We start from the raw sequence: 18,439 nt of genomic DNA, 5'->3' as shown, positions 1-18,439 counted from the left end.
ATTCCTATGTTTCATTCAAGTAATTGAGTGGATACATTTTCAATCACTTGAATATCTTTTATAAAATGTAATAAAATAGATATGAAACTATAGAAGTAAGACGTATTATCTTACATAATAAAATTTATGAAATAGCGAGGAATTTTGAAATGAAAAAAGGTATTAACCGTGTTGTATTAGTAGGAACAGGAGCAGTTGGATGTAGTTATGCTTACTGTATGATTAACCAAGCTGTAGCTGAAGAATTTGTTTTAGTTGATGTAAATGAAGCAAAAGCTGAAGGAGAAGCAATGGACTTAAGCCATGCCGTTCCTTTCGCACCAGCTCCAACAAAGGTTTGGAAAGGTAATTATGAAGATTGTAAAGACGCAGATCTTGTTGTAATTACAGCTGGATTACCACAAAAGCCAGGTGAAACACGCTTAGATTTAGTTGAGAAAAACGCTAAAATTTTCAAGCAAATTGTTCGGAGCATTATGGATAGCGGCTTTGACGGTATCTTCTTAATTGCAACAAACCCTGTAGATATTTTAACTTACGTAACTTGGAAAGAATCTGGATTACCGAAAGAACGCGTAATCGGTTCTGGTACAACTCTTGATTCTGCTCGTTTCCGCTATATGTTAGGTGAGTACTTCGATATTGGACCTCATAACATTCACGCTTATATTATCGGAGAGCACGGTGATACAGAACTTCCGGTGTGGAGTCACGTATCAATTGGTATTCAAAAACTACAAACGCTTCTTGAAAAAGACAACACATATAACCAAAAAGATTTAGATGATATTTTCGTAAACGTTCGTGATGCAGCTTATCACATTATTGAACGAAAAGGTGCTACATACTACGGCATCGGCATGTCACTTTTACGTGTTACGAAAGCAATCTTAAGCAATGAAAACAGCGTATTAACTGTATCAGCATATCTTGAAGGTCAATACGGCCAACAAGATGTTTATATCGGCGTACCTGCTGTTTTAAACCGCGGCGGTGTTCGTGAAATTTTAGAAGTTGAACTAAGTGAAGAGGAAGAATTAAAATTCGATCACTCTGTTCAAGTATTGAAAGAAACAATGGCTCCTGTTCTTTAATCATATTTTTCAATCAAAAAAGCAATCCAATTTATATTGGATTGCTTTTTTATATTTTTATAGTTCCCCCTCAATTTAAACGGTAATATTATCTATAAAAAGGAGTGATTTCATGAATGATTCTTGGACGATTGTAATCCTCTTGCTAGCTGTAGCATCCTTAATACTTTTCCTCTTCTTAATCATCAGAACGCTATTTCCAACTAAAAAATATGATAAGAATCTCGGATTGATTCTACTTATTTTAAGCTTGTTAGCAATACCGATAAGTATCTTCCTTATAGGAGGATGGGCAGGTATGGGAGTTGGTGTAATCGCAGTCTTTATTTTTGCTGCTGTTATTATAGCTTTAATTGCAAATACCTTCGTTAAACTACCTCCTCCAAAGAAAAAATAACAAATGACCGATGTTTTCATCAAGAGAAAACATCGGTCATTTTCTATCACTTAGTATCATTAATCGGTTCATCATTATTTACATCAAGTACATCTAATAAAAAGATAAAGATTGGAATCCCAATAATAAGCCCCCATATTCCAAGGAAATGTTCTGAGAAAATAAGAATCATAAATGTATAAAAAACAGGTAAATTCGTTTTTGCAGACATAAATTTTGGATTTAATAAATAACTTTCAAGAGCGTGGATTACTGTAATGAACACTAGTATGTAAACAACATACATAACCCCGCCGACGTTATAGGCAATGATACAAAGTGGAAACAATGAAATGATAACACCAGCAACTGGAATCAAACCGAGTAGAAAGACCATGACAGCCAATACAAGAAGCTGCGGAAATCCTAAAATGACAAGTGCAATTACAGTGAGCACACAATTGACAACCGCAATTAAAAACTGTGCTTCAATTACTTTTCCGAACGATCTTGCAAATCTTTCACCAAAATATGCAATCTCCTCATAAAAAATTTTCAGCTTACTATCTTTAAATTTCGAAGTAAATGCTATAATGCGTTCTTTTTCTAATAAGAAAAATAAGCTTAAAATAAGAGAAAGTAGTATTTGTAAACTGACTTTTCCTATGTTTGCTATCGATTGATATATGACATCTACACCTTGTTCGATATATTTCGATACTTCCATTCCATTAATTGTCGAAAGTGCATATTTAATTATCTCGTTATCAGGTGGGTTCTGAAAAAACAATTTAAATTGATAAATTAATTGTGAAATTTGTATCGTTAGTACAGGCAAATATTTATATAGTGTAGTTACAATAAACGTCACTAATACAATATATAAACCAGCAATAACCACTTTCCTATTTACTTTCAATTTTTTTGAAATAAACTTTTGAAATCGATCCATCAAAAACGTGAGAATAAACGTAATTAATATTAAATTAATCATACTTTTTAATCCATACAATACAAGCACTAATATTATTAAAACGAGAAACCGTTGAAACCCTCTACTTCGAAAGAAATTTTTCACTTCATTCATTAAAAATTAACCTCCCCCTTCAATGGATGGAAATTGAATATATTACATTTTATGAACTTCTATAGACAATCTTTCTTACTAATTAGGAAGAATCCTTTTTTTCTTTTCTAATGTCGGATTTTTCATCTAATACTTTTCTAAAAACTATTTTTCAAATCTATATTTTAGGAGAACGTCTATTTTTAGACTGTTGCTCCTTAGTAGATTTTTCATATTGAAAAAAGAGAGTTATCTATTACTTAACTCTCTCTAGAAAAATGCTAAATGAAAAGCTTAATTATTTCTTTTTTGCATTTGCTTCGCTAACAATTCCTTCACTTGGTTATACGTTAAACCTGAATTTTTGTTTAAACGCTTTACTTCCTCGACATCAGTACCTACCACTGTATATTTTTTCTCATCACTCATATTTCCACTTCCTTTTTCACCAGATCATTTCTTATATTTCTTCCCTAAACTCTTATAAATTAACACAAATAAGCTGTACTAAATTAAATAGCTAAAGGGAGTTTAGTTGCATAAGAGGAATAGATAAAAAAATGTCGAATTTATTTATTTGTTGAAATTGAGGACTTGGAGGATACATTTTGAAGAAATATGAGTTTAAAAATAACATTCCAACATTGGAAGAGTACAAATATTTGTGCGAGTCTGTTGGATGGACTAATTATATGAATTTTGAAGTGGTGGAAACATCACTAAAGAATTCTATCCACTGCATCACAGTCAAAGATAATGAACAAATTGTGGGCATGGGGAGAATTGTTGGTGATGGGGCTATCTATTTCTATATTCAAGATATAGTGGTTCATCCAGATTATCAGAAAAATGGTATTGGGAAAGAAATAATGCATATTTTGGTTGAATACTTAAATCAGAATGCCCCTGATAAGGCGTTTGTCGGTTTGTTTGCATCGCAAGGTAAAGAATCTTTCTATGAAAAATATGATTTTAAAGATTACTCACCAAACATGACGGGGATGTTTACTGTCATTTCAAAAAAATAAACATAATAGATTTTTAATTGTAGGAGAAGACATCCATCAATATTAAAGAAATTGTTCTCGCAGTAACCCTTTCATTATTAAGCTAAAAGGATACTTATCTTCAATAAGATTTTCCAAAATCGGGCGTGAATATTAAATAAGAAAGGACAGTACATATTATATTTGACTAATATGTACTGTCCTTTAATTTATCTAACTTTTTTTAATTTTGATCTTGAATTGTATTTCTTAATAAAATTTCACTACATCTTCAGTAGGTAAGAATGTTCTTTCTGCTGGCTGTTCATTTGGTTCACCAAATGGCATTTGACCTACTAAGCTCCACTCTGCTGGAATGTTCCAAGTTTCTTTTACTTCAGCATCTACGATTGGGTTGTAATGTTGCAGTGATGCGCCAATTCCTTCAGCAGATAATAGCATCCACACAGTATGTTGTAACATTGCATTACCTTGATGAGACCAGAATGGGAATTGATCTTTATATAACGGTGCATTTTCTTGCATTTTTTCTACAGTTGCTTGATCTTCAAAGAATAAAACTGTACCTACACCTGTATGGAAACCTTTTAGTCTTTCTACAGTCGCTTCAAAGTTTTCTGCTGGTACGCGTGATCTAAGCGTTTCTTTTACGATATCCCAAAACTTTTCATGCTCTCCATCCATTAATACAACCATACGGCCACTTTGCATATTAAAAGATGTTGGTGCGTGTAAAGCTGTTTTTAAAACTTCTTCAATTCTTTCCTTTGTAATTGTAGCGTTTTTTGTTACTTTACGAATTGAACGACGGTTCACGATTGCTTCTTTTAAGTTTGTTGTAGTTGCTGACATTTTAATTCCTCCAAATATATGTTTTATTATTTTTATTTAAACAAATCAACTTGATTCTTTCATGCAAAACGAATTAGCAATATCCATCCGTATTACATTGCATACCTTCAAATGAATTTGTTTTATCCTTTTCGATTTCTTTATCAATTACTCTTTGTAACGTTTCTTTACTAGCAAGCCCTTGAATGACTTCATCACCAATCATGACAGTTGGTACCGCCATAATATTCGCTTCATCATATGCATGCTGAATTGCTTCTTGATGTTTTTCTTTATATTTTCGAGTTACTAAAGCATCTTTAAATTCAGCTTCAGGAAGCCCTACTTCTACCGCTAGTTTTGTTAACACATCAATATCTTCAATGTTTTGTTCTTCTTGGAAAAATGCGGTGAATACGCGGTGATGATACTCATTTCCTAGTCCACGTTCTTTCGCAAATTCACATCCTTCAAAAGCTAAATGTGTATATGGATGCGGTGAAACACGTGGCAGACGCATTTCAACCCCTAATTTTTTTGCAGTAGGAAGAATGAAAGAATCCCATGAACCTAACTTATCTGGCTCGTTCCAAGGATCTATTTTAGAATATGGACTTGGACGCAATTCAAATGGCATCCATTCGATTTCCACATCTTTCTCTTTCGCTACTTCATCTAATGGACCTTTTGCTAAAAAGCAAAACGGACATATAAAATCTGAGTATACTTTCATTTTCACAGCCATATTATTTGCACCTTACCTTCTTTTTATTTTCAGATGTAACCATGACAGTTACAATTTTAAGAAAAAAATATGCATTCTCTTTTAGAGACTTGCGATTATCATATTATGCATTCATTTTTTGTTGTAAAGATTCAAATAACTGCCCCATCGTAATATTTCTCAAAACTTCTTCCATCGCGGATTGTGCTTGAATTAAAATAACTTCTAACACCGCTTGAATATTCGCTCCAATTGGGCAATCTGGATTCGGTTGCTCGTGAAAATGAAATAGTTTGTCTTCTTCTACTACATTCACTGCATGATACACATCTAACAATGTGATTTCATGTAAATCCTTTAATAATCCCGCGCCACCTGGTCCGCGATTTACGTAAACAAATCCAGATTGTTTCAAGTAAGACATTATTTTACGAATGACTACCGGACTTGTATTTACACTTTCGGCCATATAGTCCGAAGTGCAAACTGAAGATGGATTGTTTTTTAAAATAGATAAAATATGAACAGCTATAGAAAAGCGGCTACTAATTTTCATCGTAATCACCACCCGATGTAATCATTATAGTTACAACCGAAAAATAAGTCAATCCTTTTTATAGATTTTTTATAAGCAAATTAAAAAAGTGTCCCATTATGATATATGAGACACCTCTTTTTATTCTGCAAATAACTCTTGGAATTCTTCAATAAATAGCTGTACAGCGAGTGAAGAATCCTTTAATGAAGGAACAGCTAAAGCAATTTCTCTCCATACTTGTGGTTCCAATTCTCTCGTTTGTATATTCTTTGGTAAACTCGTTAAAGATAACTCAGCCAAAATTGCGATTCCCAATCCTTCTTGAATCATATTTAAAGCTGTTGTAACTGTCGAAATTACATATTCAGCCCGAAGTGGTACGTTCGCTTGTTTAAACATATCAATAATGGGAGGTTCATATCCACCCTTACATAATATGATTGGTTCATTCTCTAAATCACTTATTGTAATAGATTTCTTCTTACACAAAGGATGATCCTCTCTTAAGACAACAACCATTTTCCCCTTCGTTAAGGGCACGATCTCCATATCTTTATTAGGCAAAATAACAATTCCGATATCAATTACTCGTGATAATAGCCAATCTTCTACTTCTTTAAGTGTACCTTCGCAAAGAACTAATTCTAAATTCGGATACTTTTCATGAAAGATATTAATCATTTTAGGTAAGAAATATGCTGAAGCACTCGGAAAACTCCCGATTCGAATCGTTCCAACTTCATGCCCCTTCTCCATCGCAACTTCTTGCTCAATCTTCTCCACACCGTTCAAAATTTCTCTAATATGTACAAGAATTCGGTTTCCCACCTCTGTAACGATTAGCCCTTTTCGTTTATCACGTATAAGAATGGTAACCCCTAATTCTGACTCAATGCTTGAAATTGCATGACTTACAGCTGGTTGCGTCATATTCAACATCCCAGCAGCCTTCGTAAAACTTCCTAATTCAACCGTTTTAATTAAAACTTGAAGTTGTGTAATGGTCATAACTAATTACTTATACTCCCCATAAAAAAGATTCATTTTATTTATTACACTCGATATCATATCATAGGGAAATGAATTACAACAAGGAGGTCTTACAGTGACACAGCTTTCTCGAACTAAAGCGACAATATTCCTTACATTTCTCGTTATTATGTGGGGAATTAATTGGCCGTTATCTAAATTTGCTCTGCATTACACACCACCCGTACTCTTTGCAGGGATTAGAACTTTAATAGGAGGATTTATCTTACTTATTTTCGCATTACCGAAATACAAACAATTAAATTTAAAGGAAACTTGGCATTTATACTTTATTTCATCTTTACTCAATATTATTTTGTTTTATGGACTACAAACTGTCGGACTTCAATACATGCCCGCCGGACTCTTCTCCGCAATCGTATTTCTCCAACCTGTCTTACTCGGCATTTTCTCATGGATTTGGCTTGAAGAGGCAATGTATGGCTTGAAAATTTTCGGACTTATTCTTGGATTTATTGGTGTTGGGGTTATTAGCTCTAGTAGTTTAACTGGACATATTTCTATTATCGGTGTACTACTTGCTTTAGGATGCGCTATCGGCTGGGCACTCGGCACAGTATTTATTAAGAAAACCGGACACCGCGTTAATGCCATTTGGATGGTAACACTTCAGCTTATTATTGGCGGATTTTGCTTAATCGGATTTGGTTCAGAATTTGAGAGCTGGTCTAACATCGCTTGGAGTATACCATTTGTAAGTGTACTACTCTTTATTTCATTCTTCGTTATTGCAATGGGGTGGCTTGCTTACTTCACACTTGTAGGAGCTGGTGAGGCAAGTAAAGTTGGGGCTTATACATTCCTTATCCCTCTTATCGCTATTATTGTAAGTTCAATTTTCTTACATGAGGCCATTACAATTAGCTTATTCATCGGACTATTATTTATTGTGGTGAGTATTTGTTTTGTGAATATAAAGCCGAAAACACTTGCTGTAAGGCAGCAAGTTGAAGTGAAATAAATAAACGTGAAAAAGAGCCTACTGCTTGTAGGCTCTTTCTTATACCTTACTTTTTACGACGTACTACAAAAACAAACGTACCCACCGAAGATACAATCGCTAAAACTGATAACACAATTGCTATTGTTGATATATTACTTGTACCTTCATTTTTTTCCACACTAGATACTTCTCCATGTTCTCCAGTTAAGGACGTACCTTTTGCAATTGTAGTAACTGAATGCGGTTTTTCAGCTTTCTCATCGCCTGTCCATTCAACAATTTCTCCGTCTTTATATTGTTGATATGCATCCCAAGCTATTTTTTGTTCTTTATCTGGGTTTTTAGCAACGAAAGTAAATCGTTGGAACTGACCAGATAAAATCCCTTCCCCTGTCGCTTCCCATACTACAGTTTTAACTTTTCCAGCTCCATCTTTTTGCTCTTCCACTTTCCATCCTGACACTGGTTCATACTGTTGAAACTCAACGCCGGACGGTATTTTTAGTGTGACTTTTGTTGTTGCCACATTTTTTTCAACTGGTACCTTTATTGTGTAGGTTTCCCATGAGTTAGCATCCGAATTTGCTGGTTGCACAGTCACATGAGCACTTACAGGTAACGAAAAAATTCCCATTGCAATTATTGTCGCTATCATTGTTGTTCCTAATTTTTTTATACGTTTCATTTTCTTATAACTCCTTTTCCTCTGTAACTTCTCTTTATCTGCCACCTACAATAAATTTATAATCTATATCGAAACTATCAAGGAATTTTGTTAACCCATGAACATGTATATTCCAGTTTCCTGTCATGTTAATATACATTCCTTCCGCTTCATATTCTCCCGGTGACACTGCCGAAACTTTAAATGAACCTTTGCCCATATTCATATCTAAAGATTGAGTCGTCAATACAATTTGTTCCATATCAGTAACAGGCTGTCCATTCTCATCCTTCAAAGTAATATGAAATGTATTCTGTCCTACCTTATTAGGACTTACATGTAAAGTAAGTTCATATCCATTATCTAATTGTTTACTCTCTGTAAAAGGTCCCGTAGGAGGCATCGGCGGCGTTTGTACATTTGTCATAAACGCTACGATTACAAAAACGATAATTCCAATGATAAACTCTACTTTCACCGTAGCTCCTAACCTTTGCTGCGCTCGCATTCTCCCTTTCACATAATGAATAATTCCCAATATCCCCATACACACGAATAAAAGTATCTTTGCTAATAAGGCCAATCCATACTTCGTATCAAATAGGGAATGGATCGTGGGAATAAAAAATGTACTGTTAAAAAGACCCGTTAATAAAACCACTATGACAGCACCTGTTGCCCACGGTGAAAAACGCTTAATCGCATCCCAATACATAGTCCACTTGTCATCCGCTTTACGTAAAAGAAGAACAATCGATGATAGCCCCCCAATCCATAACGAAGCTGCGAATAAATGTAGAAAGTCCATAACGACAGCAATTTCTTTAAACTTTAATCCATATGCATGACTATTGAAGGCTTTCATAACAAGTAACCCAATAAATAATACAATTGGAATGCTCCATACTTTAAACGACGAAAGCTTCTCACGCTTCACCGCAAAATATGTAACAATCATAAGCGTACTAATAAGAGCCATTTGAGTTATCCATACATAACCAAAAACAGATAGCTGTAATGTTTCTTTTAATAATATAGGATCGAATGCTTCTAACCATGAAACATCAGCATTTATTTTCGCCTGCAATGGTAGATTGAATAGTAAACTAATAAATATCCCAAATAATGATATCCATATTATTCTCTTACTCCTTGATTGAACTGGGGTTGCATTCCCTTTATACATAATAAGATTAAAGAATAGAACTCCTAAAAATAGTGAGAAACTTGTATATAGAACCCCACGTTCCATGATCATATCGATTTGCGGAACATAGCCCATCTCTTCTACTTGTATATCGTCTGTTCCCGCTTCTGCTAATCCAATCCGGAATGGAATAACTCCTTGAATCGGATGCCCGTCAGCTGAAATAGCTTTCCACTGAATAGAGTAAAGACCATTTTTGAGATTCTCTTTTAACCCAGCTTCTAATAATTTTTTGTTTTTCTTATCAATATGAGCATCTTTTAAATCTACTCTTTTACCTGAGGTATCTCTTACGAACAATGTATTAAAACTTGAAACTTGTATGTCCTCATCGAATTCAATTTTCACAATAGATGGTGCTTTCTTCAACGTTTCATTTTCAGTAGGGTTTGATTTCACAACATACGCATGAGCAGATGTGCTTTTTGGTATCAATATGATAAACACGCACGCTATTAATAGCCATGCCCCTAACCTTCGCATTACTTTCACAATCATTTCACTTCTTTCTTTTTCGTCACTACACTTTCATTACTTTTTACTTCCCAAGTTTTATTTCTTGATAAAATATTAATCTGATTAAGTATAAGGATCTATTTAGTATCACTCTCTATTTATTCCTCACCTCTATACTTCCAATATAATAGTAGCTACCTTCATAGATATTACTAATATTTTTAAAGTTGATTATCATTATAGCATAAAATATATTTATGTAAGTTTCTAAAGAAGAAAAGTTATCGTGAATCATTTGTGAAAAAAGTGTGAAATAAACTCCCATATAAAGAGAAATACACAAATTAAAAAGGTGTTACGTTATTACGTAACACCTTTTCTCAAGGATAAACTTCCTTTACTTCTCTTCCGGATAATCACAATACTCAATGATTGTTCCCTCTGTATCCGCTGGGTTAAGATAAATTAATCGTCTACCATGTTTATTAATTCGAAGGGTATGCTCTAAAGTTCGAATGCCTTGTTCCTTTAATTCTTCTAAAGCTACATCTAAATCATCTACACGATACGCAACATGATGGACACCTTTCCCTTTTTGCTTTATAAATCGTGCTATTGGAGAAGTTGTATTATTCGTTGGCGCAAGTAATTCGATTCTATCACCATCAACTTCAAGAATAGCTACTTCGCTTTCAACACCGGGTGCTTCACTTACGTATCGATCTATTAAAGTTCCTGATAAAACCTTTTTATAAAAATGTATCGTACTATCTATATCACGAACTGCGATGCCGATATGATCAATTGTTTTTTTCATTTCATTTCCCCTACTACTTTATTTTTTCTCATTATTAATAGTAACAAAAAAAGTTATAGAATCAAATTCTATAACTTTTTAAATTCAACCTATTTTCTTATTCGCACTAGCTGCTGGTTGAACTTGATTTTTCGCTTTTAAAATGCTAATGCCATATCCGATAAATCCACCGATAATCGCTGGGAAGATCCAGCCTAACCCTACTCCCTGCATCGGAAGGAATTTAGTGAACACACGGCTTACTACTTCAATGTTAACTCCAGCTGCACTTAATCCATCAAATAAGCTGATGATAAACGTTACGATTAAACTCACTTGATAAACTTCAGCTCTTCCTTTGAATAATGAGTGGAAGAATGTTAAGAAAATCAACACGATTGCTAGTGGATAAATTGCTGTTAATACTGGAACAGAAACTGCGATTAATTGCGTTAATCCAACATTTGCAACAATAGCACTAAACACACATAACGTAATTGCAATTGCTTTGTAAGGAACATTTGGAAATAACTTATGGAAGAATGAAGAGCATGCTGATACAAGTCCCACACTTGTTGTTAAACAAGCAACTGTAATCATTAACCCTAATAATACTCCGCCATATGATCCGAAATAGTAGTTAGAAACTTTTGCTAATACTTCTCCGCCGTTTTCTAAATGTCCAAGCTTCGCAACGCTTGAAGCTCCCATATAAGAAAGAGCTGTATAAATAATTGCTAAAATAGATGCAGCGATCAGTGTTGCTTTTGCACAAACAACCATAATTTGTGTTTTCGTTTTCGCACCTTTTTCTTTAATTGCATTAATGATGATGATTCCGAATACGAATGATGCAAGCGTGTCCATCGTTAAGTATCCTTCTTGGAATCCTTTGAAAAATGCATGTGATGTATACCCTTCAACTGGTGCTTGCATTTCTCCAATCGGATGAATAAAAGCAACGATTACTAAAATACCGATGAATGTCAATTTAATTGGCGTTAATATTTTCCCAACAATATCGACAATTTTCGCAGGATTTAGCGAAAAAAAACAAGTGATGCTAAAGAATATAATTGTGAAAAGAATTAAAGGTGTAGAACCTAATCCCTCTGGCATAAAAGGCTTAAGACCAATTTCATAAGAAACATTTCCTGTTCTTGGTATTGCAAATAACGGACCGATTGCTAAGTATAAAACTGTTGTAAACACAATCCCAAACACTGGGTGAGCACGACTTGCTAATGACTGTAAATCATCTTTACCTGAAAAACCAAATGCTAATACACCTAGTAATGGTAAACCTACTCCTGTTACTAAAAATCCAGCGTTAGCAATCCATACATTCTCTCCTGCCGATTGACCAAGCATCGCTGGGAATATTAAATTTCCCGCTCCAAAAAATAGTGCAAATAACATTAATCCGATAACTACTATAAACGAAAATGGTACTTTATTCGCCATAATATAACCCCCATTCAAATTTCCTTATCTCATTTTCCAATTTTAACTAATTGAATTTTCTGAATATTTAATTTAAGTATCAACTATTCTTGAACTCATTATAGTTTGATATATAATATTTTGCAATACTATTTTCAAACTTTTCTTTTATTTTATAAATATACATTTTTTAACATAGGGAATAGACTAAAAAACCAACATGGTCATCCATGTTGGTTTTTACATTTACTATCATTATTTAAAATTTCGCCGCTACTTTCTTAACGTTCTCTAAACCTTCTTCAACAATTTGCTGTGAGCGATCTGGATATTGATTGTGTCCTTCAATTACAACTGTCTCTGGATTGGTAATTCCCCAGAACCCAAGTACGTTTGTAACGTAATTAACAGCCATTTCCATAGGAGCCATTTGTTCAGAAGAGTAATCTGAACCACGAGCGCCTAAAACAACTACTTTCTTATCACCAGCTAAACCTTCTGGACCGTTCGCTGTATATTTAAACGTTTTTCCAGCTTGAGAAAGATATGAAATATACGTAATTAATGGTGCTGGTACTGTAAAGTTCCATAATGGGAACGCAAATACAACCTTTTCAGCCTCTAAAAATTGATTTAAATATTTATCTACTGTAGCAACTGCCTTCTCTTCTTCAGCTGTTATCTCCATTCCTTGACTACGTTTATATCCACCTGAAATAGCGATATTTCCGTAATACGGAAGATCTAATGCAAATAAATCTAACTCCGTAATTTCTGTATTCGGATTTGCTTCCTTATAAGCACTTACAAATGTTTCATACATTTTTGAACTAATTGCTTGCTCCACTGGACGATCGTTCGCTTTTACAAATAATACTTTTGACATAGTTTTATTCTCCTCTACTTTTGTATTTTCTTCTTTTTTACCAAATAATGAGCTAAATAATCCCATTCTCTTCACCTAAACTTTCTTATCATATTCATTATTCATCAGCATTAAAAATCTTATTCTAAGAAAAGGTTTCATCATGTCCTGCTGAAACTATCTCATTTAAATACATTATCTAAACCGAAGTTTTAACTTTTATTTATTTAATTAATTACCTTATGTAAGTGAGTATAGTACACTCACTTACTTTAGTCAAGTAACTTTCAAAAAAGAAAAGTATCTCGAATTAAAAATATTAAATGAAGATATTTCCTCAGTCAAAATGATAAATTCAAAAACACATAAATACCTTGTATAATACAACTAGAAAGGGAAATTCATCTATAGAGAGGATTTATTAATGAGTACTTTAGAAAAGATTCAAACCTTTATCATTCTTGCAGCTGTTATATTTGGGGTTATATTAGGACAATTTAATATGATACATATGTATTCAGAAAAATTTATTGTCCCCTTCTTATTTTTAATGCTTTATGGATTATTCCTCAGCATCCCCTTAAAGGATATAAAAAATGGATTCCGCAACTTAAAATTCGCTGGAACAAGCCTAGGTATTAATTTTATATGGACACCTTTTCTCGCTTGGGGATTAGGCGCGTTATTTCTTTCAGATCACCCAGCACTTTGGGTTGGCTTTATTATGTTAATGGTTACTCCGTGTACAGATTGGTATTTAATTTTCACAGAGATCGCAAAAGGTAACGTCGCATTATCTACATCAATTCTACCGGTAAATTTGATTTTACAAATACTATTGCTACCAATTTATTTGTTTTTATTTGCAGGTGTAATGAAAACTGTTGATATTTCTGTTTTATTAGAAAGTATTGTTATTGTACTTGTTTTACCATTTTTACTTGCGCACGCTACAAAATTCATTATGCATAAAATGAAAAAAACTGAAACACTTGAGAATAAACTCATTCCGTTTTTCAGCTCTGCACAAATTGTATTTTTAAGTTTAGCAATATTAGCGATGTTTGCCTCACAAGGTAAGTACTTATTACAAAATATGAATGTTGTTTTATTGTTACTTATACCAGTATTACTGTTCTTCATGATTAACTTTATACTAGGACAGTTTGTAGGACGTATGATGCATTTATCCTATGAAGACACTGTAAGCCTAAGCTTAACAACATTAGCGAGAAACTCGCCTGTTGCACTCGCAATTGCTGTGACTGCTTTTCCAGACGAACCTCTTATTGCACTTGCCTTGGTCATTGGACCGTTAATTGAATTACCTGTGCTTGCTAGCATTTCGCAAATGTTGCTGCTTATTAAGAAAAAAAAGCAATATACATAATAAAAAACGTCCCACTGCGGGACGTTTTTTATTGTCGAGAAATTATAGAATTAACGATACTTATCGTCTCTTACTCATTAATAAAAATGATATAATAAAAGATTAACTTTTCGTTACATTAACAGAGCCTTTCTAATTAAAAATTATAGGAAAAGTAAATATAACGAAAGCTGCCCAAAATCCGTATACCGGCAAATACTTAGTAACGGCATCTTGGATAGTTGAAGGTCCGGATTTGTTTTGTAGAAAACGCATATAGGAGAGCATAATCCAAATTAGATTTGCCCAGATAAGTATGTTTACTCCTAAAGCAGCAAGTCTATTAGGCGTAATCCCATAAGAAGAAAGTCTGAACACGATTGCTGACAAAGCTACACTGTCAATGATAAGTGCAAGAACAATTAAGGAAAAATTTATATAATCTGAAATGTTCTTTTTCTCGTCTGAGTCGCTCTCGATAATGGAAAATATGGTAACGGCCAATACACCAAGGAGTATTCCGTTGAAGACTATCAGGAAATTGCGGTCCAAGAATGGATTTTTTCCGACCCATATAACCGTTATTAGATAGAGCAACAATGTGATCAGGACAAGTGGACTAAAAATTTTAGCTATATATGGTGTAATATTCTTAGCAAGTTTCAGATTCATTGATACCAGGTATGCAGCCACAATTGCAAGAGCGGCAGCACCAAATAAAACAACATTACTAAAATAGAAGTCTTCTATATTCAAGTCAACAAACCTAAATAACTGCATGGTTAATGCTGCTAGTACCATTCCGCTAACTGCCATGCTGGCGTAGAGAATACAATATTCCAAATTAAATTTAATATAGGCTAATCTTGTACTGCCTTTTGAATATTCATTCCCTGTAAATGCAAGCCCTACCAATACCCATAAGAATATAGGAAAGTGTAAATAAGCAAGGATAATACTGTCTTTATAATTTAATGGCAGCATATTAAGATACAACCCGGAAATTAGGAACAACGCTGCAAGGAAATAAATAATACTTTTTTTCGGAGTATTATTGTAAATAAAATAAGCAGCAATAAAGGGAATTACACCAAAAGCCAAGTTAATTGGAGCAATTGCTCCCTGTTCGACAAAATGGAAGATTACCCTGGTGCTTAACCCTGCCAGAATAGCTAAAATGCCCATGAATAAGAAACCTTTTTGAAACAATGAAGGTTTTTCTGTATTTGCCGTCTCCTTGAAATGCAACCTTTCATACCAAGCACCTAGCACCTGAGAATCAGGGTTTTGGGCCCATGCTTGTGAGAATGACTTTTTAAAAGCTTTCGGGTCTTTTCTATACATTCTCTCCAACTCATGAGGGTTATCCATATTTTCAATAATCAAATTGTTAATGTCCATATTTATACCTCCTCTAATTTTAAAAATAACGTTGTTACCTTTTCCATAAAAAGCACCACACTTATTTATTCTGATTTTGATTTTAATATAAATTTTATCGTTTCGCAATAAAATTTTATTATTTTAGGCAATATTTTTATTGTGCATTTTTACAAACATCAGTATAAGCTACTTTCAGTTGTTCTCTTAATTGCTTATTTTCCCTTTATATAAAAGAAATGATAAAGATAATATAAACGTCCTATTTAATACTATCTTTTCAAATGTTTTTTTATTGTTAGCACACAAAACCCTTTAATTAAAAAATAAAAAAGCATGACATAAAATTGTCATGCTTTCTCTTTTCTATCCATATTTTTTCAAACCTAACCTGTTATAGAACCTTTTATTTGTTAAAACCACTTAATTCTCAAACACAAAATTAATCTTATTATCTTTCCACTCTAACTTCGCATCAAACGTTTTCTCGCCTTTTTTAAAGCCTTTAATTAAATCGGTCTTCTCACCTTTTAATAGCTTCGTCATGTTTTTTTGCGAAATGGCTTTGCTTAATATCTTCTTCGAAATGGTAAAATCACACTGTGTTGTGTTGTAGTTGGAACAACCGTAAAACGTGGACTTGTCGATAACATCGCCATCACATTTTTTACAGTTCCCTACCTTTTTACCTGTTGTAAATTTCGATCCTTTTCGTTCAATCGATTCAACATGTAATCCAGTGAAATCCCATTTCTCTGACATTTCTACCGCATCTTCAATAATTTTAGCTGATAGTTTTTTCGTTTGTTCCATAAATGTCGCTGGTGAAGCTGTGCCTTCACCAATTTCCGCAAGGCGTTGCTCCCATTTTGCTGTCATTTCTGGTGAAGCCAGTATTTTATCACCGATTGCTGTAATTAATACTTTCCCTTTATCTGTTGCGTACACTTGGTTTTTCTGCACATCTATATATTTACGGTCTTTCAGCATCGTAATAATACCAGCACGAGTGGCCTCAGTACCTAAACCTTCTGTTTTCTTCAATACTTTCTCAAGCTCTTCATTCTCTAAATACTTACCGGCCGTCTTCATTAACGTAATAAGTTGTCCTTCTGTATAACGTTTCGGTGGCTGTGTTTTTCCCTCTTTCACTTTCACCTTTACAACTTTTCCTTGTTCACCTTCTGCGACAATTGGAAGAATTGTTTCGTCATCTTTATCGTCTTGGAAAATAACTTTACGCCAACCTTCTTGAATTTGCTGTTTTCCTTTCGAAATGAACTCAGCACGTTCGTCTACAAGAGTTGTAATCGTTGTATAATCAAAGATTGCTACTTCATAATGCGCCGCAATAAGTCTTCTTACGATCATATCGTAAATTTTCTTCTCATCACCTGATAGTTTGCTTGGATTTGTAACTTGCTCTGTCGGTATAATTGCATAGTGATCTGTAACTTTCTTTTCATTCACATAACGCTTATTGTCCATAATCGATTCAATTGGTGCTGGTAATAAACCTTTATATTCATCAAACTGACTTAATTTCTGTAAAATATCAGGGAACGTCGCTGCCTCTCCTTGTGTAACATAGTTAGAATCCGAACGAGGGTAAGAGACAATCCCTTTTTGATATAGTGCTTGCGTTATATCAAGTGTCTTTTTTGGTGAAAATTTAAAGGCTTTATTCGCTGTCGCTTGCAGCGCTGATAAATTAAATAAAAACGGCGGCTGAAACTCTTTACGCTCCGTTTTCATTTCTTTTACTACAGCCGGTTTGTTTTGACAAAACGCTGCAATTTTATTTGCCAAATCAGGATCATTTAAGCGGGACTCATTATCTTTCTCCCATTTCCCCTCATACTTCTTTCCTTCTATATTAAAGGTTGCGAACACTTCCCAAAACGGCTCTGATTTAAAGTTTTCAATTTCCTTCTCACGCTTTACGATCAATGCTAAAGTTGGTGTTTGCACACGACCGGCGGAAAATACATCATTCATTCCCTTTTTCTTTAGCAAAATACTAAAGACACGCGATGCATTCATCCCAACCACCCAGTCGGCGCAAGATCTTGTATATGCTTCATAATACGTATTAATCGTATCTGATTCATCAAGTAAGTTTTTAAATCCTTGATAAATAGCTTGCTTCGTTAAAGACGAAATCCATAGACGCTTCATTGGCTTTTGCACGTTACAAAGATTAATAATGTTTCGTACGATTAATTCCCCTTCACGCCCAGCATCGCCCGCGTGAATGATTTCTGTTACCTGAGGATTATGTAACAGCTGTTTCACTACATTAAATTGCTTATACTTTGACTTTGTTACTTCAAATTGAAAACGTTCTGGAATCATTGGTAACGTATTAAGTGACCATTTTTTCCACTCTGCATGATAATGTTCTGGATTACATAACTGCGTCAAATGACCAATTGCCCATGTACAGTACGCTCCATTTGGAAATAACTCATTTGCTTCTACTTCTAAATACCCATCTTTCCGGCGATATTTAAACTGTGAAACAAGAGCCAAACCTTGATCTGGTTTCTCGGCAATAATTAATTTCATTTTATAACTCCCTATCTGTATTCCAGTGTTACTTTCATTGTCTATATGTTTAGAAGCGATGA

General features: G+C 34.0%; 18 protein-coding genes. 5 read left to right on the top strand and 13 right to left on the bottom strand.

The genetic code is table 11. The features are described from left to right. Positions 1–149 precede the first annotated feature (149 nt). Both MHI07_RS09020 and MHI07_RS09015 read left to right on the top strand, forming a co-directional pair. Positions 150–1,094: an L-lactate dehydrogenase gene (locus tag MHI07_RS09020; RefSeq protein WP_340823178.1), complete on the top strand. Its 945-nt coding sequence runs from the start codon at positions 150–152 to the stop codon at positions 1,092–1,094. 112 nt (positions 1,095–1,206) lie between these two features. Continuing rightward, positions 1,207–1,491: a YesK family protein gene (locus MHI07_RS09015; RefSeq protein WP_002158296.1), complete on the top strand. Its 285-nt coding sequence runs from the start codon at positions 1,207–1,209 to the stop codon at positions 1,489–1,491. A gap of 46 nt (positions 1,492–1,537) precedes the next feature. On the opposite strand, the gene MHI07_RS09010 is transcribed toward MHI07_RS09015, so the two are convergent. Then, the gene (locus MHI07_RS09010; RefSeq protein ID WP_002158297.1) at positions 1,538–2,557 is read right to left on the bottom strand and encodes an AI-2E family transporter; all 1,020 of its coding nucleotides are present in this window, start codon (positions 2,555–2,557) and stop codon (positions 1,538–1,540) included. Between the two features lie 273 nt (positions 2,558–2,830). After that, entirely contained in the window at positions 2,831–2,965 is a 135-nt protein-coding gene (locus tag MHI07_RS09005) for a hypothetical protein (RefSeq protein ID WP_002086208.1), read from the bottom strand. A 179-nt stretch (positions 2,966–3,144) separates the two neighbouring features. On the opposite strand from MHI07_RS09005, the gene MHI07_RS09000 reads away from it, so the two are divergent. Next, the gene (locus MHI07_RS09000; protein ID WP_199671706.1) at positions 3,145–3,564 is read left to right on the top strand and encodes a GNAT family N-acetyltransferase; all 420 of its coding nucleotides are present in this window, start codon (positions 3,145–3,147) and stop codon (positions 3,562–3,564) included. Positions 3,565–3,792: 228 nt separating this feature from the next. Here the strand turns inward: MHI07_RS09000 and MHI07_RS08995 are convergent, their stop codons facing one another. The 4 genes from MHI07_RS08995 to MHI07_RS08980 all read right to left on the bottom strand — a co-directional run bounded on the left by MHI07_RS08995 (position 3,793) and on the right by MHI07_RS08980 (position 6,644). Then, positions 3,793–4,395, bottom strand: coding sequence for a nitroreductase family protein (locus MHI07_RS08995; RefSeq protein ID WP_078173168.1), 603 nt, complete (start codon positions 4,393–4,395; stop codon positions 3,793–3,795). Between the two features lie 73 nt (positions 4,396–4,468). Further along, on the bottom strand, positions 4,469–5,119 hold the full coding sequence (locus MHI07_RS08990) for a DsbA family oxidoreductase (protein WP_078173167.1): 651 nt from the start codon (positions 5,117–5,119) through the stop codon (positions 4,469–4,471). Positions 5,120–5,222: 103 nt separating this feature from the next. Next, on the bottom strand, positions 5,223–5,654 hold the full coding sequence (locus MHI07_RS08985) for an Rrf2 family transcriptional regulator (RefSeq protein ID WP_340823171.1): 432 nt from the start codon (positions 5,652–5,654) through the stop codon (positions 5,223–5,225). Positions 5,655–5,774: 120 nt separating this feature from the next. Continuing rightward, positions 5,775–6,644, bottom strand: coding sequence for a LysR family transcriptional regulator (locus tag MHI07_RS08980; protein WP_340823169.1), 870 nt, complete (start codon positions 6,642–6,644; stop codon positions 5,775–5,777). Positions 6,645–6,741: 97 nt separating this feature from the next. Between MHI07_RS08980 and MHI07_RS08975 the strand changes: the two genes are divergently transcribed. Then, positions 6,742–7,647: a DMT family transporter gene (locus MHI07_RS08975; protein WP_340823167.1), complete on the top strand. Its 906-nt coding sequence runs from the start codon at positions 6,742–6,744 to the stop codon at positions 7,645–7,647. A 46-nt stretch (positions 7,648–7,693) separates the two neighbouring features. On the opposite strand, the gene MHI07_RS08970 is transcribed toward MHI07_RS08975, so the two are convergent. The 5 genes from MHI07_RS08970 to MHI07_RS08950 form a co-directional block, all read right to left on the bottom strand. Beyond that, entirely contained in the window at positions 7,694–8,314 is a 621-nt protein-coding gene (locus MHI07_RS08970; protein WP_340823164.1) for a YcnI family copper-binding membrane protein, read from the bottom strand. A gap of 34 nt (positions 8,315–8,348) precedes the next feature. After that, a complete protein-coding gene (locus MHI07_RS08965; RefSeq protein WP_215581347.1) occupies positions 8,349–9,998 on the bottom strand; it encodes a copper resistance CopC/CopD family protein in 1,650 nt (549 codons plus the stop codon). 355 nt (positions 9,999–10,353) lie between these two features. Beyond that, complete coding sequence (locus MHI07_RS08960) at positions 10,354–10,773, bottom strand: VOC family protein (protein WP_002202379.1); 420 nt, start codon at positions 10,771–10,773, stop codon at positions 10,354–10,356. Between the two features lie 84 nt (positions 10,774–10,857). Beyond that, positions 10,858–12,216, bottom strand: coding sequence for a branched-chain amino acid transport system II carrier protein (brnQ, locus tag MHI07_RS08955; RefSeq protein ID WP_215581345.1), 1,359 nt, complete (start codon positions 12,214–12,216; stop codon positions 10,858–10,860). Between the two features lie 238 nt (positions 12,217–12,454). Further along, positions 12,455–13,147, bottom strand: coding sequence for an FMN-dependent NADH-azoreductase (locus MHI07_RS08950; RefSeq protein WP_340823161.1), 693 nt, complete (start codon positions 13,145–13,147; stop codon positions 12,455–12,457). A gap of 337 nt (positions 13,148–13,484) precedes the next feature. Here MHI07_RS08950 and MHI07_RS08945 point away from each other — a divergent pair, with 337 nt between their 5' ends. Then, positions 13,485–14,450, top strand: coding sequence for an arsenic resistance protein (locus MHI07_RS08945; protein WP_215581341.1), 966 nt, complete (start codon positions 13,485–13,487; stop codon positions 14,448–14,450). A gap of 132 nt (positions 14,451–14,582) precedes the next feature. Here the strand turns inward: MHI07_RS08945 and MHI07_RS08940 are convergent, their stop codons facing one another. Both MHI07_RS08940 and topB read right to left on the bottom strand, forming a co-directional pair. Further along, positions 14,583–15,830, bottom strand: a complete 1,248-nt coding sequence (locus MHI07_RS08940; protein ID WP_340823158.1) for a DUF4153 domain-containing protein — start codon at positions 15,828–15,830, stop codon at positions 14,583–14,585. Between the two features lie 402 nt (positions 15,831–16,232). Continuing rightward, positions 16,233–18,377, bottom strand: a complete 2,145-nt coding sequence (topB, locus tag MHI07_RS08935) for a DNA topoisomerase III (RefSeq protein WP_340823157.1) — start codon at positions 18,375–18,377, stop codon at positions 16,233–16,235. Between the last annotated feature and the right edge of the window lie 62 nt (positions 18,378–18,439).

The sequence above is a fragment of the Bacillus sp. FSL H8-0545 genome, assembly GCF_038006105.1.
GTDB classification, from domain to species: domain Bacteria; phylum Bacillota; class Bacilli; order Bacillales; family Bacillaceae_G; genus Bacillus_A; species Bacillus_A cereus_U.
The sequence above is the reverse complement of the archived record's forward strand: the minus strand, read 5'-3'. Positions and strand labels throughout refer to the sequence as shown.